Origin of the sequence: Williamsia sp. CHRR-6, from assembly GCF_018474015.1 — a bacterium.
GTDB lineage: Bacteria > Actinomycetota > Actinomycetes > Mycobacteriales > Mycobacteriaceae > Williamsia_A.
In genome coordinates this window covers 957,027-979,925 of sequence record NZ_JAHCSG010000001.1, presented here as the reverse complement: position 1 = coordinate 979,925, position 22,899 = coordinate 957,027, and the positions used below count along the sequence as shown (strand labels likewise).

Sequence of the window (22,899 nt, the reverse complement as noted above, 5' to 3'; positions counted from 1 at the left end):
GAGAAGTCAGCCGATGAGGTGGCTCAGAGCCAGCTGGTGCAGGCGCACGAAGCCGTAGTCGCGCGACCCGGCCCGCTCGGGATCGAAGTCGTCGTCGGCGGCCAGGAATGCCTCGATGGTCTCGCCGTCGCCCAGGGTGGGTGCGGCGAGATCGTGGATGCCGGCATATGCCATGGCCTCCTTGACGGCCGGATCGGCGCGAAACGCGTGCGCCTTCTCGGCCAGCTGCAGATAGGTCTGCATGCAGGCGCGCGCCGAATCCCACACGCCGGCAAGGTGTTCGGTTCGTGAGGGTTTGTAGTCGAAGTGGCGGGGGCCGGTATAGCGCGGTCCGTCGGGGCAGCTGGGGAACCCGTTCTCCAGCAGGTCGACGGTGAAGAACGCCGACAGCAGGTCGCCGTGGCCGAAGACGAGGTCCTGGTCGTACTTGAGGCCCTTCTGGCCGTTGAGGTCGATGTGGAACAGCTTGCCCGCCCACAACGCCTGGGCGATGCCGTGGGTGAAGTTCAGGTTGGCCATCTGCTCGTGGCCGGTCTCGGGGTTGAGTCCCACGATGTCGCCGTGATCGAGCTGCGCGATGAGCCCCAGCGCGTGCCCGACGGTGGGCAGGAAGATGTCGCCGCGGGGCTCGTTGGGCTTGGGCTCCAACGCGATTCGCAGGTCGTAGCCCTGGGCCTTGATGTAGGCGGCGACGGTGTCGATGCCCTCGCGGTAGCGGTCGAACGCGGCGTGCAGATCCTTGGAACTGTCGTACTCGGCGCCTTCGCGTCCGCCCCACATCACGAAGGTCTGCGCGCCCATCGCCGCTGCGGTGTCGACCGCACGCAGCACCTTGCGCAGGCCGAACCGGCGCACCCCGCGGTCGTTGGAGGTGAGCGCGCCGTCCTTGAAGACCGGGTGGGTGAAGGTGTTGGTGGTGACCATCTCGATGGTGATGCCCACACGGTCGGCGGTGTCCTTGAGGCGGGTGAGCAGCTTCTCGCGGGTCGCGGCGTCGGCACCGAAGCCGACGACGTCGTTGTCGTGGAAGGTGATTCCCCACGCGCCGATCTCGGCGAGGCGTTCGACGTACTCACACGGGTCCAGGCTGGGGCGGGTGGCCACGCCGAACGGGTCGGCCCCGGTCCAGCCGACCGTCCACAAGCCGAAGGAGAACTTGTCCGAGGGGGTGGGGACGCGCGTCATCGCGGGCTCCTTGGGTCGTCGAGCACTATTAAGTATTTGCGTAGAACATAAACGTCGCGCGGGGTTAAGGTCAACGGATGGGCGCCCGCCAATCCACTCTGCGGGCCAGCAACCTAGCGCTGGCGATGTCGGCGGTGATCACCGCGACCGGCTGGTGTTCGCGTGCCCGGGTCGCCGAGACGGCCGGGATCACCCGGGCCACCGCGGCCCGGCTGGTCGACGACCTGGTGGCTGCGGGGCTGTTGGTCGAATCCGACCCGCCGCCGCCGAGTGGACGCGGCCGCCCGGCCACCCCGCTGGGTCCCTCTCCGTGGGTGGCCGCGCTGGGTCTGCAGATCAACACCGCCTCGCTGGTGGGGCGGGTGATCGCGCTGACCGGCGAGGTGATCGCCGAGACCGTGCACCCCGGCGACTTCCGCAGCTCGGATCCGGTCGTCGTGTTGGCGCGCGCGGCCGCGCTGGCCGAGCAGTTGCGCGCCGACCTCGATCCCAGGACGCGGGTGGTCGGCGTCGGGCTGGCCGTGCCGGGCATCGTGGTCGCCGACACCTCGACGGTCGCCCTGGCGGCCAACCTCGGGTGGACCGACGTGCACGTACCCACGCTGCTGCCCGTGGGAGACCTGGCGTTACGGGTGGGCAACGAGGCCGATTGTGCGGCGGTGGCCGTCGCGCAGACCGCGCCCGGACGGCCCGGTCCGCTGCAGGACTTCCTCTACCTGTCCGGCGAGACCGGGATCGGTGGCGCTGCGGTGTTCGGCGGTGAGGTGTTCGGCGGCCGCAACGGTTTCGCGGGGGAGATTGGACATCTCACCGTCGATCCACACGGTCCGAGCTGCCGCTGCGGGTCGACCGGCTGCCTGGAGGTCTACGCCGGACACCGTGCGGTGGTGGGGGCCGCCGGAGCCGACCCCGACACCACGATGCGCGAGGTGGTGTCGCGCGCGCGGTGCGGCGACGAGCGTGCCCGCGCCGCCCTGGATCGGGCGGCCTGGGCGCTGGGCGTGGCGTTGGCCGGTGCGATCAACGTGCTGGACCTGCCGGTGGTGGTGCTCGGTGGGCACCTCGCCGACCTCGCCGACGAGCTCAGCGAGCAGATCAGCGCCCACCTGAACCCTCGGGTGCTCTCGGCACACACCACGCCCCCTCGGGTTCAGGTGGACCGGGTCGACATCGCCGGCGGAGCCACCGGGGTGGCGTATTCCCTGCTGGCGCAGGTGATCTCCGATCCCGTGCGGTGGTTGCCCGTGCCCTGATCCAGGTTTGCCCTCGGCGCCGTTGTTCGCTCAGCCGCGGGTGGGGACCCCGTTGGGACGCACCAGGCCTTCGTCGATCTCCTGGGCCAGCGACTCGTCGTCGAAGCTGCCCTTGACCGGCGGGTCGACGACAGCATGGGTGACCGCCTCGGGAGTGGGGTCCTTGGGGATGAAGGCGATCACGACCAGGGCCAGGATCGCTGCGATGGCTCCGATGATGAAGACCATCCGGAACGCCGAGTGATCCGGCACCGAGCGACCGGCCACCGACACCGTCGAGCTGGCCAGGATGGTGGCCAGCAGAGCCGAGGAGATGGAGGTGCCCAGGGTGCGCATCAGTGAGTTGAGTCCGTTGGCCGAGGCGGTTTCGGCCAGCGGGACCGACGACATGATCAGCGACGGCATGGCCGAGTAGGCGATGCCGACGCCCGAGCTGACGATCATCACCGCCACGGCGATCTCCCACGGATGGTTGGTCTCGAAGATGCCGAAGAGGTAGCCCGCGCCGATGACGGCGGTACCGATCATCAGGGTGAGCTTGGGGCCGATGGAGATGTTGAGGTGAGCCGAGACCGGCGAGAGCAGCATCATCATGATGCCGCCGGGGGCCATCCACAGGCCCGCCTCCAGGATGGAGCGGCCCATGCCGTAGTCGAGCACGCCGGGGATGTGCGGGATCTGCAGCAGCTGCGGGGCGGCGAGCGTGATGCCCATCAGCGCAAAGCCGACCAGTACAGAGGTGAGGTTGGTCAGGGCAACCCGCGGCATGCAGGCCACTCGGATGTTGACCATGGGCGAGGTGACCTTGAGCTGGTGGACCACCCAGACGGCGAGTACGACGGCGCCGGCGACGGCCAGGCCGATGGTGGTGGTGCTGGTCCAGCCCCAGGTGTGGCCCTTGCTGACGGCGAGCAGCAGGCAGATCAGTGCTGCGGACAGCCCGATCGCGCCGACGGCGTCGAAGGTCCCACCCGAGCGGGCCGGCGACTCGCGCACCAGGGCGAAGACCAGGACGAACGTGATGGCGGCGGGGATGGCCGCGGTCCAGAACAGCAGGTGCCAGTTGTAGTGCTCGGCGATGTAGGCCGCGATGGGTTGGCCGATGGCGCCTCCGACACCGAGGGTGGCGCTCATGGTGGCCACCGCACCGGCGACGCGGCTGGGCGGCAGCTCGTCTCGCAGCAGGCTGATGCCCACCGGGATGATCCCCATGGCCAGCCCCTGCAGGGTGCGACCGACGATCATCGGCAGCAGTCCGGTGAAGGTGGCGCACACCACCGACCCCAGCACCAGCAGCGACAGGCTGACCAGGATCACCCGGCGCTTGCCGAACATGTCGGCCAGTCGACCCGCGATGGGCATCGTGACCGCTGCGGCCAGCAGGGTGGCGGTGATGATCCAGGACGCGTTGTCGGCGGAGGTGTGCAGGTATCCGGGTAGTCGTCCGGAGATCGGCACGACCAGGGTCTGCATGTAGGAGGCGAGGAGACCGCCCAGACACAGCACGATGATCAGCGTGGTCGGGGAGGCCTGAGGCTTATGAGTCGTAGTCGAGATCTTCATTAGTTGTATGTTGCACGTAGGTGGGGGTTACAAGCAACTACTATGCTCTACGTCACATGTGCAAAACTGCTTCCCATGGCTACCGGAACCCTGATCCTGATGCGGCACGGCGAGAGCGAATGGAACGCTTCCAACCAGTTCACCGGGTGGGTGGACGTGCGGCTGACCGCCGCAGGCGAGGCCGAGGCGCGGCGCGCAGGGGAGTTGCTGGTCGAGAAGGATCTGCTGCCCGACGTCCTGTACACCTCGCTGTTGCGACGCGCGATCTCCACCGCACAGATCGCTCTCGATGTCGCCGACCGGCACTGGATCCCGGTGATCCGTGACTGGCGGCTCAACGAGCGGCACTACGGTGCGCTGCAGGGTCTGAACAAGGCCGAGACCAAGGCGAAGTACGGCGACGAGCAGTTCCAGAAGTGGCGCCGCAGCTACGACACCCCGCCGCCGGCCATCGACGCCGAGGCCGAGTTCAGCCAGACCGACGACCCGCGCTACGCCGGACTGGCCGCGGTCCCGCTCACCGAATGCCTCAAAGACGTCGTGGCCCGGATGATCCCGTACTTCACCGACGTGATCGCCGCCGATCTGCGTGCGGGCAAGACGGTGTTGGTGGCCGCGCACGGCAACTCTCTGCGCGCGTTGGTGAAACACCTGGAGAACATCTCCGACGCCGACATCGCCGAGCTCAACATCCCCACCGGCAACCCGCGGGTGTATCGGCTCGACGACGCCCTGAACCCCACCGGGGCCGGGGAGTACCTGGACCCCGAGGCCGCGGCAAAGGGTGCGGCAGCGGTAGCCGCGCAGGGACAGAAGTAGCTACGATGGGATATGGCGCAGATCACACACTCATCGAACGGAGAGCAGTCGCTGCGGGTTTCGCATTCGGCCGCGCGTGAGCGGTACGAGGCGTTCCTGGGCGACGAGCTGATCGGCTATCTCGACTACGTCGACGAACACGACCAGTCCGGCGGGGACAAGCACGTCGTCATCACCCACACCGTCATCCACGACCTGCACGCCCACCACGGTCACGGCGCGGAGCTGGTGCGCCAGGTGCTCGACGACATGGTCGCCTCGCAGCGTTCGGTGCTGGTGTTGTGCTCCTACGTCGCCGAGTTCATCGACAAGAACCCGCAGTACGCGGCCGTGCAGGTCTCGTCCTCGCGCTGAGCTCCTCGCGCACCTCGCGACCCCTCGATCCACGTCGACCGCGTTCCGCGAGGGACTCCTGGCGAAATCACGGTGAACTTCGTGCCAACAAGACAGACCTGGCTTGTTACCGACGGCCCCCAGGCCCCATTCTTGCGTGGTGTCGCGTTCAGCCAGCCGCAAGATCGATGAGCTGACGGCATGACCGTGGCGATCGGGCCCGGCGTCGTGCTGTTGATCGGCGTCGCATCGTTGATCGGTGTCGCAGCCTGGGTGGGCTGGCGGCTGGGTCGACGCTCGGGTGAGGCCACAGCGTCGGCGCTGACCCGCCTGCACGCCGCCACCTCCAGCCCCGCGCCTGCCGGCGATGAGGTCGGTGCCGATCTGCGCCCCCACGAACTCCTCGAACCCGGTGCCGAGGCAGTGCACGGGCGGATGTCCAAGGCGGCGCTGCTGGCGCTGATCATGCAGTCCGACGACACCGGCATCGCCGTCGTCGACGAACACCGCGACGTGGTGCTCTACAACCGGCGCGCCGACGAACTCGGACTGGTGCACGCCCGACTGCTCAACGACCAGGTGTGGGAGGCCGCGCAGACGGTGCTGCGGACCGGCACCGACGCAGATCTCGAGCTCGCCCCCGAGCGTTCGGTGAGCGGTTTCGTCTCCACCGGTCGCGCCGTGGATCACGCCGTGGCCGTTCGGGTCTGGATCCGACTGGTCGGTGACGGTACCGAGCGGTACGCCGTGGCCTTCGGCGACGACGACTCCGACACGGTGCGGCTGGAGGCCACTCGGCGCGACTTCGTGGCCAACGTGTCCCACGAACTGAAGACCCCGGTCGGGGCCATCGGGTTGCTGACCGAAGCGCTGCTGGAGTCGCACGACGACCCGGAGTCGGTGCGGCACTTCGGGGAACGGGTGATCACCGAGGCCAACCGAATGGGCAACATGGTCAACGAGTTGATCGCCCTGTCGCGGCTGCAGGGTGCCGAGAAGCTGCCCGACACCGAGGACGTCGACGTCGACGATCTGCTCGACGATGCGATCCACCGCGCGCAGGTGGGCGCCGAGGCTGCCGGGATCACTCTGACCACCGACCCGCCGACCGGGCTGGTGGTCCGCGGTGACCGGACCCTGTTGCTGACCGCGTTGAACAATCTCATCGCCAACGCCATCGCCTACTCACCGGCCAACTCGCCGGTGTCGGTGAGTCGACGAGTGGTTGCCGAGCTGGTCCCCGGCAGCGACACCACCCGGCAGATGGTGGCTATCGCGGTCACCGACCGCGGCATCGGCATCGCCCCGCGCGATCAGGAGCGGGTCTTCGAACGGTTCTTCCGGGTGGACAAGGCGCGCTCGCGCGCCACCGGCGGCACCGGTCTGGGATTGGCCATCGTCAAACACGTCGCCGCCAACCACGACGGGTCCATCCGACTGTGGTCCAAGCCTGGCACCGGGTCGACGTTCACGTTGTCCATCCCGCGCTCGCTTGGGTCGGGTACGGCGACGGGGTCGGCCGACGGGCGCGCCGTCGATCAGCGAGCCGCCACCCCCGCGGCCGAGACGTCCGGTCGGATCCGACCGGTGACCATGCGACCGAATCCGGATCGTCGGGTTCTCGAGACGAAGGAAATCAACAGGTGACCCATGTCCTGATTGTCGAAGACGAAGAGTCTCTGGCTGATCCGCTGGCGTTTCTGCTGCGCAAAGAAGGCTTCGAGACCACGGTGGTCAACGACGGGTCCCGGGCCCTGGGCGAGTTCGACCGGGTAGGCCCCGACATCGTGCTGCTGGACCTGATGCTGCCCGGGGTCTCGGGCACCGAGGTGTGTAAAGCGTTGCGCGCCAAGTCGAGTGTGCCGGTCATCATGGTGACTGCGCGCGACAGCGAGATCGACAAGGTGGTGGGCCTCGAGCTCGGCGCCGACGACTACGTGACCAAGCCGTATTCGGCGCGCGAGCTGATCGCGCGTATCCGCGCGGTGTTGCGACGCGGCGTGGACAACACCGACGACCTGGGCATCGATGGCGGTCTGCTGGAGGCCGGACCGGTCACCATGGACGTCGACCGCCACATCGTGCAGGTTTCCGGCGAGCCGGTCACGTTGCCGCTCAAGGAGTTCGACCTGCTGGAGTATCTGTTGCGCAACGCCGGACGCGTGTTGACGCGCGGACAGTTGATCGACCGGGTGTGGGGTGCGGATTATGTGGGCGACACCAAGACCCTCGACGTGCACGTCAAACGGCTGCGCTCGAAGATCGAAGCCGACCCCGGCAACCCCAAACACCTGGTCACCGTGCGCGGCCTGGGCTACAAGCTGGAGCCCTGACGCTGCTGAAAACTGCGCCGTGGCGGGGTCTGGGGGGACGATTCCCCTTCAGTGCACACCCAGCGGCAGTTTTCGGCCGGGGCGCAGGCGATGTCGGTCTCGGCGAACAATGGCCGCGATGTCAGCGAGGACTGCGTCCCAGTCGGATACGACGTCGGAATAGGTCAGCCGCATGGTCATCCATCGGCCGACCAATGCGGCGCGGTCCCGCCGCCGGTCCGTGCAGTAGGTGTCCAGGCCGGTGTGGTGAGCCCGGCTGTCACATTCGATGAGCAGTCGTCCCACGCGCAGATCGACTCGACCGACCCCGGGGATCTCCGGTTGCACCTCCACGGCGTATCCCAGGGCGCGCAGGCGCAGGCGCACCATCGACTCTGTGCCCGACTGTGAGCGTCGGTCGCTGTCGTTGATCCACCGCCCTACGTGCGCAGCGCATGCGGGCAGCTGTGATCGCAGCTCGGTCGGCGACATCCCGGTGCTGTTCAGGGCCGAATCGCAGACCACGATCCAGTCCTCTCGGCCCAGGCAGCGCCCCGCGCAGTCCAACGCCACCGGCACAGTGTCGACCGCTGCGGCACACGGCAATGTCGAGCCGTATCCGTGGCAACCCCACCGGCCGGCGCGCTCGCCGTGGCGCGAGAACCTGATGTGCAGACGGTCGTGGCCCGGCGGGATCCACAGGCCGTGCGCGGCGAGCGCGGATACACACGCCAGTACCCCGCCGGCCCGGACGGCGGCAACGGTGTCCGGGTCGGCCTCGGGGGTGGCGTACCAGCCTCGTCGCAGCCGGACGAGATGTCCGTCGCGTATCGCAGCGCGAATGTCGGAGTCGTCGGTGCCGCGGCACAGCAGCTCCGAGCGGGAATACACGTTGGTGGTCATCTCGGGTTGGACGCCTAGACACAGGGTTCCGGTTCCACCCCTGCCGAAAAATCCGGAGTAGGCAGCGACGGAGGGGAACTGTCCCTCCGCCAGTCGTCAGGGCGCAGTTTTCAGCAGCTGCGGGTGGTCACTCGGGGTGGAGCTCGTATTTGATGTCGGTGTCGCGGCGGGTGGTGGCCGCGGCGGTGGCGGGGTGGATGGCGATGAGCCCCAAACCGTTTCGGCGACGACACGCCGCAGCCAGCTCGGCGTAGGCGGCCGCGCCGATCAGCTCGGTCAGCTCCGGGGCGTAGGACTGCCACACCTGGGTGGCCCCGACGTGGGCATCAGGGGAACCCGAGCAGTACCACTGCAGGTCGTGCCCACCCTCGCCCCAGCCACGTCGGTCGAACTCGGTGATGGTGGTCTTGAGGATCTGGGTGCCGTCGGGGCGCTGGACCCAATCCTGTTCGCGGCGCACCGGAAGCTGCCAACACACCTCGGGTTTGACCGTCAGCGGCTCGAGCCCCTTGCGTAGCGCCATCGAGTGCAGCGCGCATCCGGGGCCGCCGTCGAACCCTGGGCGGTTGAGAAAGATGCAGGCGCCCTTGTGCTTTCGGGTCTTGATGGCGGGCTCGTCGTTGAGGTCGTCCTCGACGAGGTAGCCGCGTTTGCCCAACGGGTCACGGCCACTGCCCTTGTGGTGGAACTGCCAGTCGGCGGGGGTGAGCATGGCCACCCCGGCCGCCAGCTTCGCGCGGTCGTCGTCGTCGGACAGGTACGCGCCGTGGCTGCAACATCCGTCGGTCTCGCGGCCTTCGATGATCCCCTGGCAGGCGGGTGTGCCGAACACGCACGTCCAGTTCGACAGCAACCAGGTGAGGTCGGCGCTGATGAGGTGTTCGGAGTTGTCGGGATCGATGAACTCGAACCACTCGCGGGGGAAATCGAGCGGCACCTCCGGCGTCGGCGTCGCGGATCGGCCCGATGAGTTGTTACCTGCCTGCACAACTGCCAACCGTAGACGCACTAGGTTGTAGTGCGTGCGCTTAGGAGTTCTGGATGTGGGCAGCAATACCGTCCACCTGTTGGTCGTCGATGCGCACCGCGGTGGGCACCCCACCCCGATGAGCTCGTCGAAGTCGACGCTGCGGCTGGCCGAGCAGATCGACGCCTCGGGGCGCTTGACCGCGGGAGGGTCGCGGTCGCTGATCGAGTCGGTGGGCGAGTTCACCACCATCGCGCGGTCCTCAGGGTGTGAGCAGGTGATGGCGTTCGCCACCTCGGCCGTGCGCGACGCCGTCAACTGTGACGAGGTGTTGGCCAAGGTGCAGGCCTCCACCGGTGTGCGGGTGGAGGTGTTGACCGGGGCCGACGAGGCTCGTCTCACCTCGCTGGCGGTGCGCCGCTGGTTCGGCTGGAGCGCGGGCCGCATCCTGGCCCTCGACATCGGCGGCGGCTCCTTGGAGATGTCCAACGGCGTCGACGAGGAACCCGACGTGGCGTTGTCGCTGCCGCTGGGTGCGGGCCGGCTGACCCGCGAGTGGCTCAGCGAGGACCCGCCCGGCAAGCGCCGGGTGTCGGTCTTGCGCGACTGGTTGGACGCCGAGCTGGCTGGTCCGGCCAAGGAGCTACGCGAACCCGGAAAACCCGATCTGGTGGTGGGCACGTCCAAGACCTTTCGCAGTCTGGCCCGGCTGACCGGCGCCGCACCGTCGAGCGCCGGGCCCCGGGTGACCCGCACGTTGACCAGTAACGGTCTGCGCCAACTCATCTCGTTCATCTCACGGATGTCGGTGCGCGATCGTGCCGAGCTCGAAGGTGTCAGCGAGGATCGCGCCGGGCAGTTGGTGGCGGGCGCGCTGGTCGCCGAGGCGGCCATGCGGGCGCTCTCGGTCGATATCCTCGAGATCTGTCCCTGGGCTCTGCGTGAGGGCGTGATCCTGCGCAGGCTCGACTTGGAGATCGGCTCGACCCCGTGAGAGCCGTCCACTCCGCACCGAAAGGCGGTCGTACGTGATGGCCAGAGAATCCGACCCCGAGTCGCGGCCGATCTCCGTCGCCGAGATCCTGGCGCGCGGTCGGGCCGACGCCGAGGCGGCCGCACGTGGCGGCGCGCCGGCACCGTCTGACCCCACCGACTCCGACGACGACGCCGGCGGTCGTCGGCGACGCGGCGGATCGGGGTCGCTGAGCGTGTCCGACCTGACCGGGCAGGTGCCCCGCTCCTCCGATCGGCCCGGCACCCACTCGGGCCGATTCCCTGCCCAACCCGCATCACCCCTGCCACCGGCGTTCGACCCGACGCCGGCGCCGTCGGTGCAGCCGCCGCGATCGTTTCACCCGGCTCCCGAGGTCGGCTCGGCCGGCGCGTCCACTGCCCCTGCATCCACCCCGCCTGCATCCACCCCGCCGGTGTCGAATCCTGCGACTGGGGGGTACTCCACCGATTTCGGACCGGTTGGAGCCGCGGTGCCGTTCCCGCGGGCCGATCCGCCGCTGCCCACCGACGAGCCGGACGCGCTGCTGCCGTCCGAGCCCCCGGTCCGCCGCGATACCTCGACCCACCGTGATGTCCCGGTCCGCGGTGACCTGCAGCCCGGCTGGACCGAACAGCCCGCCACGCGCGACATCAACCGGGGGGCTATCGCCGAAAGGTTCCGCCAGACCGACGCCGAGGAACGGACCGGCATCATCCCGCGCTACGACACCCCCGCGGACCGGACGGTTGCCGACGACGCGCGTCCGCTGGTGGACGTGCCCGATCTGGATCGGCTCTCACCGGAGGAGCGGGAGCGGGAGTTCGAGCGGTACCGCAACTTCGAGGACATCCCCGCCGAGCCCGATCCCGCCCCCGCGTCGGGTCGACTGTTCGGTCGTTTGCGGTCGCTGTTGCGGTCCGACGACAGCAGCCCCGACGAGGGCACCGAGCCAGGCTCGGCCCCCGACCCGGCCGGCACCCCCGCCTGGAACCGCGCTCCGCAACCCGATCTCGGGCCCGACGAGACCTTCCCGACCGACCCACAGGGCCGGTTTGCGGCCGGGGGAGCAGGTGTGGGCCTGCACGATCAACTGCGCGACTCCAGCGATTTCGACTTCGCCCGACCCGCTACCCCAGATCGGGCGAACCCAGACCGACCGACCCCAGACCGGGCGACCGACAAGCCGGCGGCGGCAGATGCGTCGCCGTGGTCGAAGGAGAACGCGACCAGAACCGTCGGCCGGCCCGACACCTCGAGCACCGTCGGCTGGTCTGACACCCCGAGCACCGTCGGCTGGTCGGATTCGGGAGGTGACCCCGACACCGAGGTGGTCGACCTGGATCGAGCCCATCTCGGTCCCTACGGCGACACCGGCCACGACAGCGGTGGCCCCGACACCGCGGTCACCCAGCCGGTTCGCGCCGCCGGGCCGGGGGTGTCGGTGCGACGCGAGCGCGTCGGTGCCCGGGCCGGCGGCGACGAGGCTTCCCCGGGTCGTCAGTGGGCCGTCCTCGGCGCCCAGGTGGGCGTCGGTCTGCTGCTGGGGGTCGGACTGTTCCTGGGGTTCGCAGAGTTGTGGCGGTGGAACGTCTACTTCGCGTTGGTGCTCAGTGCGGTCGTCATCTTCGGGTTGGTCACCACCGTGCACGTGGTGCGGCGCAGCCAGGACCTGATCAGCACGCTGTTGGCGTTGGGGGTCGGGTTGATCGTGACCATCGGGCCGTTGGTGTTGCTCGCGGCAGGGGGCTGACCCACTCGTGAAGCTCGACATCCCCATCGGGCTGTCCACCGCATCGGTGTACCCGCAGAACACCGAAGCCGCATTCCAATACGCCACCGAGTTGGGTTTCGACGGGGTGGAGTTGATGGTGTGGGGCGAACCGGTGTCCCAGGACATCGACCATGTCGGTTACCTGTCTGACCGGTACGCGATGCCCGTGCTGTCGGTGCATGCCCCGTGTCTGCTGATTTCCCAACGGGTCTGGGGTAAGGACCCGATCGCCAAGCTGGCGCGGTCGGCGCAGGCAGCCGCCGACCTGGGCGCAGCGACGGTGGTGGTGCATCCGCCGTTTCGGTGGCAGCGCCGCTATGTGCGCGAGTTCGCCGACGTGGTCGGGGAACTCGAGGACACCGTGGGGGTGGCCGTCGCGGTGGAGAACATGTTCCCGATGCGACTCGACCGCGTCTTCGGCAAGTACGACCAGGCGGCGCAGCGGATGTCACGCCGCGGCGGTCCGGGGCCGGGGGTGTCGGCCTTCGGCACCTCCATCGACCCCACCGACGACGGGTTCGCCCACTACACACTGGATCTCTCGCACACCGCCACCGCAGGCGTGGACGCGCTGGAGATGTTCCAGCGAATGGGTTCAGGGTTGACCCACCTGCATCTCACCGACGGCAACGGGGCCGCGGTGGACGAACACCTGGTGCCCGGCGACGGCAACCAACCGTGTGTGGAGATCTGCCGGCGGCTGGCCGAGAGCGACTTCGCCGGTGGGGTGGTGCTCGAGGTGACCACCAGTTCGGCCAAGACCAAACCCGAGCGGGCCGCGATCCTGGCCCGCTCGCTGGCCTTTGCCCGTGAACACCTGGCTCGCTGAGCCACTACCCCCGTGCTCGGTGAGCATGTGACGAAAGGCGTTGTGTCCGTGGCTGTCTCGTTCGACGATCTGATCGTCCTACACCGGGAACATCCGGTGTCTCCCGAGCGCACGTCACCTGAGGTCGCGGTGGCGTACACGGCCACCGTCGACCCGGTCTTCACCATCGGACCCAAGGTCCACGGCGGCGCCCTGCAGACCATCTGTGGCCATGCCGCGGTGCGCGCATTCGGTGACTCCATCGGTGATCCGGCAGCGCGCGCCGAGGCGGCCGAACTGCTGCCGGTGGTGGTGTCCACCGAGTACCTCGGCGCGCCCGACCCGGCCGAGGTGACGGTGCTGGCCCGGGTGGGCAAGCGTGGACGCCGGGTGTCGCAGGTGGATGTCGAAGTGCGCCAGGGGGATCGGACGATGGTGCGCTCAGCGGTCACCCTCGCCCGCCCCGACCGGGGCGAGGTGCATCACCGTCGGCCGGGTGCGGTGGCCGACATGGCCCCGACCCCGCCCGCCGACGCCGTCTCGGTGCGGGAAGGGCCGACGGCGTCGTTGTTCAACCTCGCCGGGGTGCTCGACGTCCACTACGACGCCTCGACCGTGGCGTTCCTCGACGGTTCCCGCGGCGAGCCGACCACCCGGTTCTGGACCCGCCCGATCGGCGCCGAACCCGACGAATGGTTCGCGATGATCGCCGCCGACCTGTCGGTGCCGGTGGTGATGAACCTGCAGCTCTACGGGTGGGCACCCACCCTGCAGATGACCACCTATCTGCGCCGGGTGCCTGCGCCGGGTTGGCTGCGGGTGCAGGCCACCACCACCGAGGTGGGCCAGGGATTGTTCGACGAGGATCACTGCATCCTCGACTCGACCGGTGCGGTGGTGGCCCAGTCCCGGCAGCTCGCGATGATCCCCACGGCGGTCTGAGCGCGCGCGGGGGCGTCGGCGCGCAGCTTCTCGTCGGCGATGAGGTCGATTCCCAGACCGTGTTCGTCGGCGTGGAGCGACCCGGCACCGACGGTGGACATCTCCGAACCGCCCGCGTCTATCGTGGCGACGTGCCCGCCGCGCGGGGGGCGAACCAGACATCACCACGGTTTTCCGACACGGTGACCAGACAAGGGACACGGTTGACATGACACAGCGGGTGGCCATCATCGGCGGCGGCAAGATCGGCGAGGCGCTGTTGGCCGGATTGATCCGGTCCGGGCGTCCGGTCACCGAGCTGGTGGTGGCCGAGCGGTTCGCCGATCGGGCGGCCGAGCTGAACGCCGAGTACGCGGTGCGCGTCACCGACATCGCCGACGCGGTGGACGGGGCAGCGGTGGTGGTGCTCGCGGTCAAGCCCGCCGACGTCGATGCCGTACTCGATCAGATCGCCGACGTCGAGGACACCGGGGAGACCGAACGCCTGCTGGTCAGCCTGGTGGCCGGGCTGCCCACCCGGCACTACGAGGACGCCCTGCCCGCCGGGGCTCCGGTGGTGCGGGTGATGCCCAACACCCCGATGCTCGTCAACGAGGCGATGTCGGCGGTGTGCCCGGGTCGTTACGCCGACGCCGCCCACGTGGCCACCGTGGTCGCTCTGCTCGAACCCGTCGGGCGCGTCGTGGAGATCGGCGAGAAACAGATGGATGCGGTCACCGCGCTGTCGGGGTCGGGGCCGGCCTATGTGTTCTTGATGGCCGAGGCGCTGATCGACGCGGGCGTCGGTCTCGGTCTCACCCGAGCGATGGCCACCGAGCTGGCCGCGCAGACCATCCGGGGTGCCGGTGTGCTGTTGACCGATTCGGGACTGTCCCCGGTCGATTTGCGCGCGGCGGTCACCTCGCCGGCGGGCACCACCGCCGAGGCGATCCGCAAACTCGAGGCCAACGGCTTCCGCCATGGCTTCTACGAGGCGCTGCGCGCGAACGTCAAGGCGAGTGTCGGGTTGGCCCGCGCGCAGGGCGGATCGAGCCGATCGGGCTCGGTCGGCACCGACGACGAGGACTGACCGCGGCCCGATCTGCCCGATTCGAGGCTCGCTGTGCGACACGCCACGCCGCACAATCGTCCCGACACGCCGTGAGCTGGGACAGGTGAGGTGTGAAAGTCACGAAACGTTGTCCACTCATGTCGCATTGACACCACCCGCCACGGTAGGCTCCCCACAGCACGTGCGTGTCTGGAGTCCGTGGGAGGGGAAGCCCGCGGCCGCGACGCGTGCCGGAGGTATGTGAATTTAATGGCGCCTGCAAGCACTCCCGGCGACCGGAGCAACACGCCCAGCGGCGTGCCGGCCACCAATGCCGGTTCGGGTACGCAGTTTCTGACCGTCGCCGAGGTGGCCGCGCTGATGCGCGTCTCCAAGATGACGGTCTATCGACTGGTACACAGTGGTGAACTGCCCGCCGTCCGCGTGGGGCGGTCGTTCCGTGTGCACGCCAAGGCGGTTCACGACTACCTGGAGACCTCGTACTTCGACGTCGGATGAGGTGACGGGCAGCGTCACAGGTCGAACCGACATCGCTGCCGGTGCGGTGGGCAAGCGAGGGATTTCGTTTCCCGCCGTGTCAGACGGTAATGTCGATAACCGTTGTGCTCACCGGCGCGCGTGTCGTGTCATCTCGGCCCGCTCCATGCGAGAGGTGCGCACCCCGCACCACCGCCCCCGACCGCTCGGTCAGATCGTGAGGATGCCCAGATGGGTTCGGTAATCAAGAAGCGCCGCAAGCGTATGTCGAAGAAGAAGCACCGCAAGTTGCTCCGTCGCACTCGCGTGCAGCGCAGGAAACTCGGTAAGTGAGTTCGGCTCACTGAGCCGCCTGTTCCACGTAGAGAACCCGCCGCTGGTCGGCGGGTTTTCTGCGCTCTGACTATGGTGGGCGCATGGACACCGCCACTGCGCCGCCCCGGGTCATCCTGGTGACCGGTGCGTCGACGTTCCTCGGCGGATACCTGACCACCCGATTGGCCCAGAACCCCGACATCGAGCGGGTGCTTGCAGTCGACTCGCGGGTACCCAGCAAAGACATGCTGCGGCGGATGGGGCGCGCAGAGTTCGTGCGCGCCGACATCCGTCGGCCCAGCATCGCGCGCATCATCGACTCGGCACAGGTCGACACCGTGGTGCACGCGGCCACCTCGGTGATGGACACCGTGGGGCACACGCCCGCGATCAAGGAACTCAACGTCATCGGTGCCATGCAGGTCATCGCGGCCTGCCAGCGGGCGCCGTCGGTGCGCCGGGTGGTGGTGCGCTCGACCGGCATGGTCTACGGGTCCACCGCATCAGACCCGGCCCACTTCGCCGAGGAGACCCCGGCGTTGGTCGAACCGACCACCGGATACGGGCGCGACCTGCTCGACGTGGAGGGCTACGCCCGCGGACTCTCCCGGCGGCGGCCCGACATCGCGGTCACCATCCTGCGCCCGGCCGCCATCCTGGGACCCAAGATCTCCACCCGGATGAGCATCTACTTCTCGTCCCCGCTGATCCCGGTGGTCCTCGGACACGAGCCACGCCTGCAGTTCCTGCATGAGGAGGACGCGTTGGCCGCCATCGAGCACGCCACGCTGCTCGGTCGGGCGGGCACCTACAACCTCGCCGCCGACGGCGTCATCTCGTTGACCCAGGCGATCCGTCGGGCCGGTCGAGTGGAGTTGCCGGTGCCGGCCAACCTGTTGGGTCCGGTGGCCGGGGTGTTCCGCAACATCCGGGTGGCCACCATGCACGGCGATCAGGCCAGCTATCTCACCTACGGTCGGGTGCTCGACACCACCCGGATGCGCACCGAGCTCGGGTTCGCCCCCCGCTACACCAGCGTGGAGACGATGGACGACTTCATCGCGCGCCGACCGCTGGACCCGGTGGTGTCGGCGGCGGCGTGGCATCGGCTCGAACGTCGCATCACCGACGCAGCACGGTCCTTCGTCGCCTCGGCGTGAGCCGACCCGTGCCAGGGGTCGGGTGCCGATTACGATCCGCCTGCCGTAAGCCGAATTACGTTCGAGCAGAATGCGTCCGATCTCACGGCATCGGTTCGCACTGCCGTAAAGCGGACATCGCTGCGACCTTCTACACTTGTCCACACCGACACCGCGACCCCCCCAAGCGGTGAAGGACCAGCGGGAATCGATCAAGGGAAGTGCTTGGCGTGGTCAAGAACAATGGCGCGTCTGATGCACGTACGGCCAAGGTCATCCAGCTCTACTCGTCACCGCCACCTGCCCCCCCGGTGCGCGACACGGCGAGTCGAGATCAGGTGCGCCGACGCCATCCGTCGCAGCAGAAGTCAGTCGGGACACCACCTTCGGGTGTCGGGTCGCAGCGTGAGGTGATCGCGGCGTTCGCGCCGGCGTCGGTCCCCGACGATCTGCCCGACGCCGACATCACCCCCATCTCCCCGGATGTGGCGAGTCGACTCGACTCGGCCGGGTTGCCCGTCCACCGCACCGGTAGCCCGCTGTTCAGCCTCGGCGGCATCCGATCGGCCATCGCCGACGGCATCATCGCGAGCACCGGATATCTGCGTGAGCGGCTCACCGGCGACTACGAGGTCGACGATTTCGGTTTCGACCAGCACTTCACCGAGAACGTGTTCCTGCCCGCGATGCGGGTCCTGTTCGACAAGTGGTTCCGCGTGGAGGTGACCGGGGTGGAGAACATCCCCGGCGACGGCGGCGCACTGCTGGTGGCCAACCATGCCGGGGTGATCCCGGTCGATGCGTTGATGATGTCGGTGGCCATCCACGATCACCATCCCCGTAAGCGGTTCCTGCGTCCGCTGGCTGCCGATCTGGCCTTCGAGTCGCCGTTCGTCGGCCAACTCGCACGGCGCACCGGCTCCACACTGGCCTGCACCGCCGACGCCGAACGGTTGCTGCGCGGTGGTGAACTCGCCGGCGTGTGGCCCGAGGGTTTCAAGGGCATCGGCAAGCTGTACAAGGACCGCTACAAGTTGCAGCGCTTCGGCCGCGGCGGGTTCGTCACCACCGCGCTACGCACCGGGGTGCCCATCATCCCGGTGTCGATCGTGGGTTCGGAGGAGATCTACCCGATGATCAGCGACCTCAAGCCGCTGGCCCGGGTGCTGGGGTTGCCGTATCTGCCGGTGACACCGACGTTCCCGGCGCTGGGTCCGTTGGGGCTGGTGCCGCTGCCCTCGAAGTGGCACATCCACTTCGGCAAGCCGATCGAGACCAACCAGTTCGACGACCAGGCCGCCGAAGACCCGATGGTGGTCTTCGACCTCACCGATCAGGTGCGTGAAGAGATACAGCAGACCCTGTTCCGGATGCTGTCGCGGCGCGGTTCGGTCTACTTCGGCTGACCCGTACCCAGAGCAGACCTCAGGTGCGAATTCGCTGCGCCCACAGCCTAATTCGGTGCGCTTGGCTACTTCTTCCAGCCGCGGGCGATCACGGCGCCCGCGCCCCCGATGGCGCCGAGCGCCAACGCGGTGGGCACGCCGATCTTGGCCGCCTTGCGGGCGGTCCGAAAGTCACGGATCTCCCAGCCGCGCACCCGCGCCACCTCGCGTAGGTCGGTGTCGGGGTTGATCACCACCGCCGTGCCCACCAGCGACAGCATCGGCACGTCGTTGTGCGAGTCGGAGTAGGCGGTACAGCGCTTGAGGTTGAGGCCCTCGCGAACGGCCAGGGTGCGTACCGCATGCGCCTTGCCCAACCCGTGCAGGATGTCGCCGACCAGGCGGCCGGTGAACACACCGTCGACACTCTCGGCCACGGTGCCCAACGCCCCGGTGAAACCCAGCCGGCTGGCGATGGTCTGCGCCAGCTGCACCGGGGTGGCCGTCACCAGCCACACCTGTTGGCCGGCGTCGAGGTGCATCTGCGCCAACGCCTGGGTGCCCGGCCAGATGCGATCGGCGATGGTCTCGTCGAAGATCTCCTCGCCCAGACGCACCAGTTCCTCGGTGGAACGACCCGCGATGAACGACAGCGCCTTCTCTCGACCCGAGGCCACGTCGGTGGCGCTTTCGCGGCCGGTGATGCGGAACTTTGCCTGCGCCCAAAGGAATTCGAGCATGTCGCCGTAGGAGAAATAGTTGCGGGCGGCCAAGCCCTTGGCGAAGTGCACGATCGAGGCACCCTGCACCAGGGTGTTGTCGACGTCGAAGAAGGCCGCTGCGGTCAGATCCGGCGGCACCTCGGTCGGCGAACCGGGCTCGTCGTCGGTGTCGTCGGCGCGCACGCGCTCCCGCAGCGCGGCGTAGGCCGCCTGCGCGCTGGCCTCGCCGGCCAACGAGTGGCGCAGCTCGGCCGCGGTCTGCCGGAATCGGCCGGCACGCGCGCTGTGCACCGACCGTGATGCGCGACTGGTGATCCAATTGCTGACGGTTCCGCCGGCGTCGCGTTCGCCGTCGGGTGTCGCCACCTCCGGCGACGACGCCGGGGGCGTGGTGGCGGGCTCGGACGCCCCGGTTCCGGGGCCGTTCTGGTCGGCGTCGATCTGGTTGGGGCCCTCGGGCGTGTCGGACACCTGATCGCCTCCTCCCTCACTCACCAGCTCAGCCTAGTCGCACCACCCGTGGTGGACGGTCGCGGCACAATCGTGAGGTGACCATCACCCTGCTGTCGCGTGCGGGCTGCTCAGCGTGTGCCGTTGCCCTGGCGCAGCTGCAGCCGATCTGCACCGAGTTCGAGGTCGAGCTGTCGGTGATCGACATCGACGCCGCCGCCGCCACCGATCCCGAGCTGCGCGCCGAGTACGGCGACCTGATCCCGGTGGTGTTGATCGACGGTGCCGAACACGGCTACGGCGAGGTGGACGTGCCCCGGCTGCGCGCCGATCTCACCCGGCGGCAGGGGGCCTGAGCTCGGGTGTGAGAACGGCAACCCTTTTGTGAAGGTGTTCACAAGCGGGTATAGCCTCGGTTGAGGTCCTCGCAACGATGCGGGGCTGCCCACCGTCGAAAGCGTGCCGATGCCGAGATCCACCGCCGATTCGGGTGCGTCCATCCCGGAAGCCTCGGTCGCTCGCCTGGCCTGCTACCTGCACATCCTGCGGTCGTTGAGCGCGGCGGGCATCTTCTCCACCTCCAGTGGGCAGTTGGCGGGTGCGGCCGGGGTCAACCCCGCCATCCTGCGCAAAGACCTCTCTCATGTCGGCGCCAACGGGGTGCGTGGCGTGGGCTACGACGTGGCTCGCCTGACCGCTCGGATCGCGATGGCCCTGCACTCGGAGGACCTGCACAACGTGGCGTTGGCCGGCGCAGGCAACCTCGGGCGCACCCTGCTGATGCACGCCGGTCTGGGCCGCGGATTCCGGGTGGTTGCGATGTTCGACACCGATCCACACCTCATCGGGACGACCTTCGCCATGCCTGACGTTGCACTCACCGTGGCTCCCATGACCGAACTCGTAGACCGCTGCCGCGCCGCCGATGTCGGCATCGCGGTGATGGCGACCGCCGACGACATCGCCCAGCAGACCTGCGATGCGTTCGTGACCGCGGGTGTGCGTCAGATCCTCGACCTCACCACGGTCACCCTCGACGCGCCGCCGCACGTACACATCCGCCCGGTCGACCTGGGCCTCGAGCTGCAGATCTTGGCCTTCAACGCCTCCTGCGAGGAGACCGGATCGCAGGCACAGCGCAGCGGTGCGGTGGTGACGGCATGAGCATCTTCCTGCTCGGGATGTCGCACCGCAGTGCCCCGGTGTCGGTGCTGGAGAAGCTCGCGGTCAGCGATGAGGACCGGCCCAAGCTGGTCGACAAACTGCTGGAGACCCCGCAGATCTCGGAGGTCATGCTGGTCTCGACGTGCAACCGCATCGAGATCTACGCCGTGGTCGACGCCTTCCACCCGGCGTTGGAGGCCGTCGGAGCGGTGATCGGGGAGTACTCCGGGGTGACCGTGGAGGACATGACCCGCCACGCCTACGTCCGCTACTCCGAGGCTGCCGTCGAGCATCTGTTCACCGTGGCCGCCGGGCTGGACTCGATGGTCATCGGCGAGCAGCAGATCCTGGGACAGATCCGATCGGCCTACGCCAGCGCCGACGAACACTCCTCGGCTGGTCGGGTACTCCACGAGCTGGCGCAGCAGGCGCTGCGGGTGGGCAAACGGGTGCACAGCGAGACCGGTATCGACCGCGCCGGTGCCTCGGTGGTGTCGGTGGCGCTTGATCGGGCTCGGCGCCTGCTCGGACGCGACGACGTGCCCGGGACCATCTCCTCGGCCGTGGTGGTCGGGGCGGGTGCGATGGGCGGACTGGCCGTGGCTCACCTGGTGCGCGAGGGGGTGGCCGATCTGACGGTGGCCAACCGCACCTTCGAACGGGCCCGACAACTGGCTGACAGCGCGGCCACCCATCACGGGTTGAGCGTGCACGCGGTGGGTATCGACGACCTGGCGCAGGCGGTGTCGACCGCAGATGTGGTGGTCAGCTGTACCGGCAGCGTAGGCGCGGTGGTCACCGTCGGTGAGGTGCATTCGGCGCTGGCCCAGCGCACCATGACCACTCCGCTGGTCATCTGCGACCTCGGCCTGCCCCGCAACGTCGATCCGGCTGCGGCCCGGTTGCCCGGCGTGCACCTGGTCGACATCGAGAGCCTGCGCGCCGACGGCGCCACCCAGGCCGCGGTCGCCGATGCCGCTGCCGCCCGTGAGATCGTGGCCGCCGAACTCGACGACTATCTGACCGCGCAGCGTCAGGCCGAGGTGACCCCGACGGTCACCGCCCTGCGGCAGCGGGCTGCAGAGATGGTCGAGGCCGAGGTCCTGCGGCTGGAGTCGCGGCTGCCCGATCTCGACGATCCCCAACGCGACGAGGTGGCCAAGGCGGTGCGTCGGGTGGTCGACAAGCTGCTGCACGCCCCCACCGTGCGGGTCAAACAGCTCGCCTCCACCCCGCAGGGCGACCACTACGCCGAGGCGTTGCGTGAACTGTTCGAACTGAAACCCGGTGCGGCCGAATCGGTCACGGCTCCAGAGACCGGTCGCGGATCGGCCTCCGGACGGACGCGACGGTGACCGCCGGCGCCGAGTCCACCGGCGGCGCGGCGCGAGCGATCCGGATCGGGACGCGCGGCTCGTTGCTGGCCACCACCCAGGCCGGTGGCATCGCCGAGGCCCTCAATGCGGCCGGGCATCGCGCGGAGCTGGTCGTCATCAGCACCGACGGTGACCGCTCCGCCGACCCCGTCGCCCAGATCGGGGTGGGTGTGTTCACCACCGCCATCCGCGCTGCTTTGCTGGCCGGCGAGGTCGACGTGGCCGTGCACTCCTACAAGGATCTGCCCACCGCACCGGAGGCCGACCTGGTGATCGCTGCGGTGCCGCCGCGGGTCGACCCCCGCGACGCGCTGGTGGCCTCCGGCGGACGGGTGTTGGGGGAGTTGCCGCCCGGTGCGACGGTCGGTACCTCGGCCCCGCGCAGGATCGCGCAGCTTAACGCACTGGGTCTGGGTTTGGAAATCCGCCCCCTACGAGGCAATCTTAATTCTCGGTTGGGCAAAGTCGGCAACGAGCTGGATGCAGTGGTCGTAGCCCGTGCCGGGTTGGTTCGGATCGGTCGCGCAGACGAGGTGACCGAGGCCTTCGATCCGGTCGTGTTGCTTCCGGCACCCGCACAAGGTGCCCTGGCTGTGGAGTGTCGCGCCGACGATGCCGAACTGGTGAGCATTCTCGCCGAGTTGGACGACGCCCCCACCCGGGCGTCGGTCGACGCCGAACGCGCGGTGTTGACGGCCCTGGAGGCCGGATGCACCGCTCCGATCGGCGCGATCGCCGAGGTGGTGGAGTCGATCGACGACGACGGGCGCATCTTCACCGAGTTGTCGCTCCGCGCAGCGGTGGCGGCGGTGGACGGATCCGACGTGATCCGTTCCTCGGTGGTCGGGCCGGTCGAGCGAGCCGTCGAACTCGGTGCGGAGCTCGCCGCAGAACTACTCGATCGCGGGGCCGCGGAGGTCATGCGCTCGTAGTAGCCACCCGCAAGGACCTTTGCCACGGGTCAGGAGAG

The 22,899-nt window shown here is 68.7% G+C and carries 23 protein-coding genes; 18 read left to right on the top strand and 5 right to left on the bottom strand.

What is annotated here, in order from left to right; all coding sequences use genetic code 11:
* Positions 1 to 6: 6 nt before the first annotated feature.
* The gene (gene xylA / locus KIK15_RS04365) at positions 7 to 1,185 is read right to left on the bottom strand and encodes a xylose isomerase (RefSeq protein WP_214242874.1); all 1,179 of its coding nucleotides are present in this window, start codon (positions 1,183 to 1,185) and stop codon (positions 7 to 9) included.
* Between the two features lie 77 nt (positions 1,186 to 1,262).
* On the opposite strand from xylA, the gene KIK15_RS04360 reads away from it, so the two are divergent.
* Entirely contained in the window at positions 1,263 to 2,438 is a 1,176-nt protein-coding gene (locus KIK15_RS04360) for an ROK family protein (RefSeq protein ID WP_214242873.1), read from the top strand.
* A 30-nt stretch (positions 2,439 to 2,468) separates the two neighbouring features.
* On the opposite strand, the gene KIK15_RS04355 is transcribed toward KIK15_RS04360, so the two are convergent.
* On the bottom strand, positions 2,469 to 4,001 hold the full coding sequence (locus tag KIK15_RS04355; protein WP_214242872.1) for an MFS transporter: 1,533 nt from the start codon (positions 3,999 to 4,001) through the stop codon (positions 2,469 to 2,471).
* Positions 4,002 to 4,076: 75 nt separating this feature from the next.
* On the opposite strand from KIK15_RS04355, the gene KIK15_RS04350 reads away from it, so the two are divergent.
* From KIK15_RS04350 to KIK15_RS04335, 4 genes are all read left to right on the top strand, one after another.
* Positions 4,077 to 4,820, top strand: a complete 744-nt coding sequence (locus KIK15_RS04350) for a phosphoglyceromutase (protein ID WP_214242871.1) — start codon at positions 4,077 to 4,079, stop codon at positions 4,818 to 4,820.
* 12 nt (positions 4,821 to 4,832) lie between these two features.
* Complete coding sequence (locus KIK15_RS04345; RefSeq protein WP_214242870.1) at positions 4,833 to 5,174, top strand: GNAT family N-acetyltransferase; 342 nt, start codon at positions 4,833 to 4,835, stop codon at positions 5,172 to 5,174.
* A 180-nt stretch (positions 5,175 to 5,354) separates the two neighbouring features.
* A complete protein-coding gene (locus KIK15_RS04340) occupies positions 5,355 to 6,800 on the top strand; it encodes a cell wall metabolism sensor histidine kinase WalK (RefSeq protein WP_214242869.1) in 1,446 nt (481 codons plus the stop codon).
* Positions 6,797 to 7,486 carry a response regulator transcription factor gene (locus KIK15_RS04335; protein ID WP_214242868.1) on the top strand — a complete coding sequence of 230 codons (690 nt, stop codon included), beginning with the start codon at positions 6,797 to 6,799 and terminating at the stop codon, positions 7,484 to 7,486. The genes KIK15_RS04340 and KIK15_RS04335 overlap by 4 nt, the downstream gene beginning before the upstream one ends.
* Positions 7,487 to 7,534: 48 nt before the next feature.
* Here the strand turns inward: KIK15_RS04335 and KIK15_RS04330 are convergent, their stop codons facing one another.
* Together KIK15_RS04330 and KIK15_RS04325 are read right to left on the bottom strand one after the other, a co-directional pair.
* The gene (locus tag KIK15_RS04330) at positions 7,535 to 8,368 is read right to left on the bottom strand and encodes a hypothetical protein (RefSeq protein WP_214242867.1); all 834 of its coding nucleotides are present in this window, start codon (positions 8,366 to 8,368) and stop codon (positions 7,535 to 7,537) included.
* Positions 8,369 to 8,495: 127 nt separating this feature from the next.
* Positions 8,496 to 9,356, bottom strand: a complete 861-nt coding sequence (locus KIK15_RS04325) for a hypothetical protein (RefSeq protein WP_214242866.1) — start codon at positions 9,354 to 9,356, stop codon at positions 8,496 to 8,498.
* A gap of 34 nt (positions 9,357 to 9,390) precedes the next feature.
* On the opposite strand from KIK15_RS04325, the gene KIK15_RS04320 reads away from it, so the two are divergent.
* The 9 genes from KIK15_RS04320 to KIK15_RS04280 all read left to right on the top strand — a co-directional run bounded on the left by KIK15_RS04320 (position 9,391) and on the right by KIK15_RS04280 (position 18,238).
* A complete protein-coding gene (locus KIK15_RS04320) occupies positions 9,391 to 10,329 on the top strand; it encodes a Ppx/GppA phosphatase family protein (protein ID WP_214242865.1) in 939 nt (312 codons plus the stop codon).
* A 37-nt stretch (positions 10,330 to 10,366) separates the two neighbouring features.
* Complete coding sequence (locus KIK15_RS04315; RefSeq protein ID WP_214242864.1) at positions 10,367 to 12,079, top strand: hypothetical protein; 1,713 nt, start codon at positions 10,367 to 10,369, stop codon at positions 12,077 to 12,079.
* A gap of 7 nt (positions 12,080 to 12,086) precedes the next feature.
* On the top strand, positions 12,087 to 12,929 hold the full coding sequence (locus tag KIK15_RS04310; protein ID WP_214242863.1) for a sugar phosphate isomerase/epimerase: 843 nt from the start codon (positions 12,087 to 12,089) through the stop codon (positions 12,927 to 12,929).
* 48 nt (positions 12,930 to 12,977) lie between these two features.
* On the top strand, positions 12,978 to 13,850 hold the full coding sequence (locus tag KIK15_RS04305; RefSeq protein WP_307851727.1) for a thioesterase family protein: 873 nt from the start codon (positions 12,978 to 12,980) through the stop codon (positions 13,848 to 13,850).
* A 208-nt stretch (positions 13,851 to 14,058) separates the two neighbouring features.
* Positions 14,059 to 14,919 carry a pyrroline-5-carboxylate reductase gene (gene proC, locus KIK15_RS04300; protein ID WP_214242862.1) on the top strand — a complete coding sequence of 287 codons (861 nt, stop codon included), beginning with the start codon at positions 14,059 to 14,061 and terminating at the stop codon, positions 14,917 to 14,919.
* Positions 14,920 to 15,150: 231 nt separating this feature from the next.
* A complete protein-coding gene (locus KIK15_RS04295) occupies positions 15,151 to 15,399 on the top strand; it encodes a helix-turn-helix domain-containing protein (protein WP_214242861.1) in 249 nt (82 codons plus the stop codon).
* 210 nt (positions 15,400 to 15,609) lie between these two features.
* Entirely contained in the window at positions 15,610 to 15,711 is a 102-nt protein-coding gene (locus KIK15_RS04290; protein ID WP_003402602.1) for a 30S ribosomal protein bS22, read from the top strand.
* An 83-nt stretch (positions 15,712 to 15,794) separates the two neighbouring features.
* A complete protein-coding gene (locus KIK15_RS04285; protein ID WP_214242860.1) occupies positions 15,795 to 16,853 on the top strand; it encodes an NAD-dependent epimerase/dehydratase family protein in 1,059 nt (352 codons plus the stop codon).
* A gap of 209 nt (positions 16,854 to 17,062) precedes the next feature.
* Complete coding sequence (locus tag KIK15_RS04280) at positions 17,063 to 18,238, top strand: lysophospholipid acyltransferase family protein (RefSeq protein ID WP_214242859.1); 1,176 nt, start codon at positions 17,063 to 17,065, stop codon at positions 18,236 to 18,238.
* Between the two features lie 65 nt (positions 18,239 to 18,303).
* Here the strand turns inward: KIK15_RS04280 and KIK15_RS04275 are convergent, their stop codons facing one another.
* Entirely contained in the window at positions 18,304 to 19,434 is a 1,131-nt protein-coding gene (locus tag KIK15_RS04275; RefSeq protein ID WP_307851726.1) for an HAD-IB family hydrolase, read from the bottom strand.
* Positions 19,435 to 19,487: 53 nt separating this feature from the next.
* On the opposite strand from KIK15_RS04275, the gene KIK15_RS04270 reads away from it, so the two are divergent.
* The 4 genes from KIK15_RS04270 to hemC all read left to right on the top strand — a co-directional run bounded on the left by KIK15_RS04270 (position 19,488) and on the right by hemC (position 22,861).
* Positions 19,488 to 19,745, top strand: a complete 258-nt coding sequence (locus tag KIK15_RS04270) for a glutaredoxin family protein (RefSeq protein WP_214242858.1) — start codon at positions 19,488 to 19,490, stop codon at positions 19,743 to 19,745.
* A 109-nt stretch (positions 19,746 to 19,854) separates the two neighbouring features.
* On the top strand, positions 19,855 to 20,553 hold the full coding sequence (locus KIK15_RS04265) for a redox-sensing transcriptional repressor Rex (protein WP_214243253.1): 699 nt from the start codon (positions 19,855 to 19,857) through the stop codon (positions 20,551 to 20,553).
* Positions 20,550 to 21,908: a glutamyl-tRNA reductase gene (locus KIK15_RS04260; protein ID WP_214242857.1), complete on the top strand. Its 1,359-nt coding sequence runs from the start codon at positions 20,550 to 20,552 to the stop codon at positions 21,906 to 21,908. Before KIK15_RS04265 ends, KIK15_RS04260 begins: the two co-directional genes overlap by 4 nt.
* Complete coding sequence (gene hemC, locus KIK15_RS04255) at positions 21,905 to 22,861, top strand: hydroxymethylbilane synthase (RefSeq protein ID WP_307851725.1); 957 nt, start codon at positions 21,905 to 21,907, stop codon at positions 22,859 to 22,861. Before KIK15_RS04260 ends, hemC begins: the two co-directional genes overlap by 4 nt.
* Positions 22,862 to 22,899 lie beyond the last annotated feature (38 nt).

Coding starts and splice junctions, on each gene's coding strand:
- xylA (WP_214242874.1), bottom strand. CDS start 1,185: ATGACGCGCGTCCCCACCCCCTCGGACAAGTTCTCCTTCGGCTTGTGG.
- KIK15_RS04360 (WP_214242873.1), top strand. CDS start 1,263: ATGGGCGCCCGCCAATCCACTCTGCGGGCCAGCAACCTAGCGCTGGCG.
- KIK15_RS04355 (WP_214242872.1), bottom strand. CDS start 4,001: ATGAAGATCTCGACTACGACTCATAAGCCTCAGGCCTCCCCGACCACG.
- KIK15_RS04350 (WP_214242871.1), top strand. CDS start 4,077: ATGGCTACCGGAACCCTGATCCTGATGCGGCACGGCGAGAGCGAATGG.
- KIK15_RS04345 (WP_214242870.1), top strand. CDS start 4,833: ATGGCGCAGATCACACACTCATCGAACGGAGAGCAGTCGCTGCGGGTT.
- KIK15_RS04340 (WP_214242869.1), top strand. CDS start 5,355: ATGACCGTGGCGATCGGGCCCGGCGTCGTGCTGTTGATCGGCGTCGCA.
- KIK15_RS04330 (WP_214242867.1), bottom strand. CDS start 8,368: ATGACCACCAACGTGTATTCCCGCTCGGAGCTGCTGTGCCGCGGCACC.
- KIK15_RS04315 (WP_214242864.1), top strand. CDS start 10,367: ATGGCCAGAGAATCCGACCCCGAGTCGCGGCCGATCTCCGTCGCCGAG.
- proC (WP_214242862.1), top strand. CDS start 14,059: ATGACACAGCGGGTGGCCATCATCGGCGGCGGCAAGATCGGCGAGGCG.
- KIK15_RS04295 (WP_214242861.1), top strand. CDS start 15,151: ATGGCGCCTGCAAGCACTCCCGGCGACCGGAGCAACACGCCCAGCGGC.
- KIK15_RS04290 (WP_003402602.1), top strand. CDS start 15,610: ATGGGTTCGGTAATCAAGAAGCGCCGCAAGCGTATGTCGAAGAAGAAG.
- KIK15_RS04285 (WP_214242860.1), top strand. CDS start 15,795: ATGGACACCGCCACTGCGCCGCCCCGGGTCATCCTGGTGACCGGTGCG.
- KIK15_RS04265 (WP_214243253.1), top strand. CDS start 19,855: ATGCCGAGATCCACCGCCGATTCGGGTGCGTCCATCCCGGAAGCCTCG.
- KIK15_RS04260 (WP_214242857.1), top strand. CDS start 20,550: ATGAGCATCTTCCTGCTCGGGATGTCGCACCGCAGTGCCCCGGTGTCG.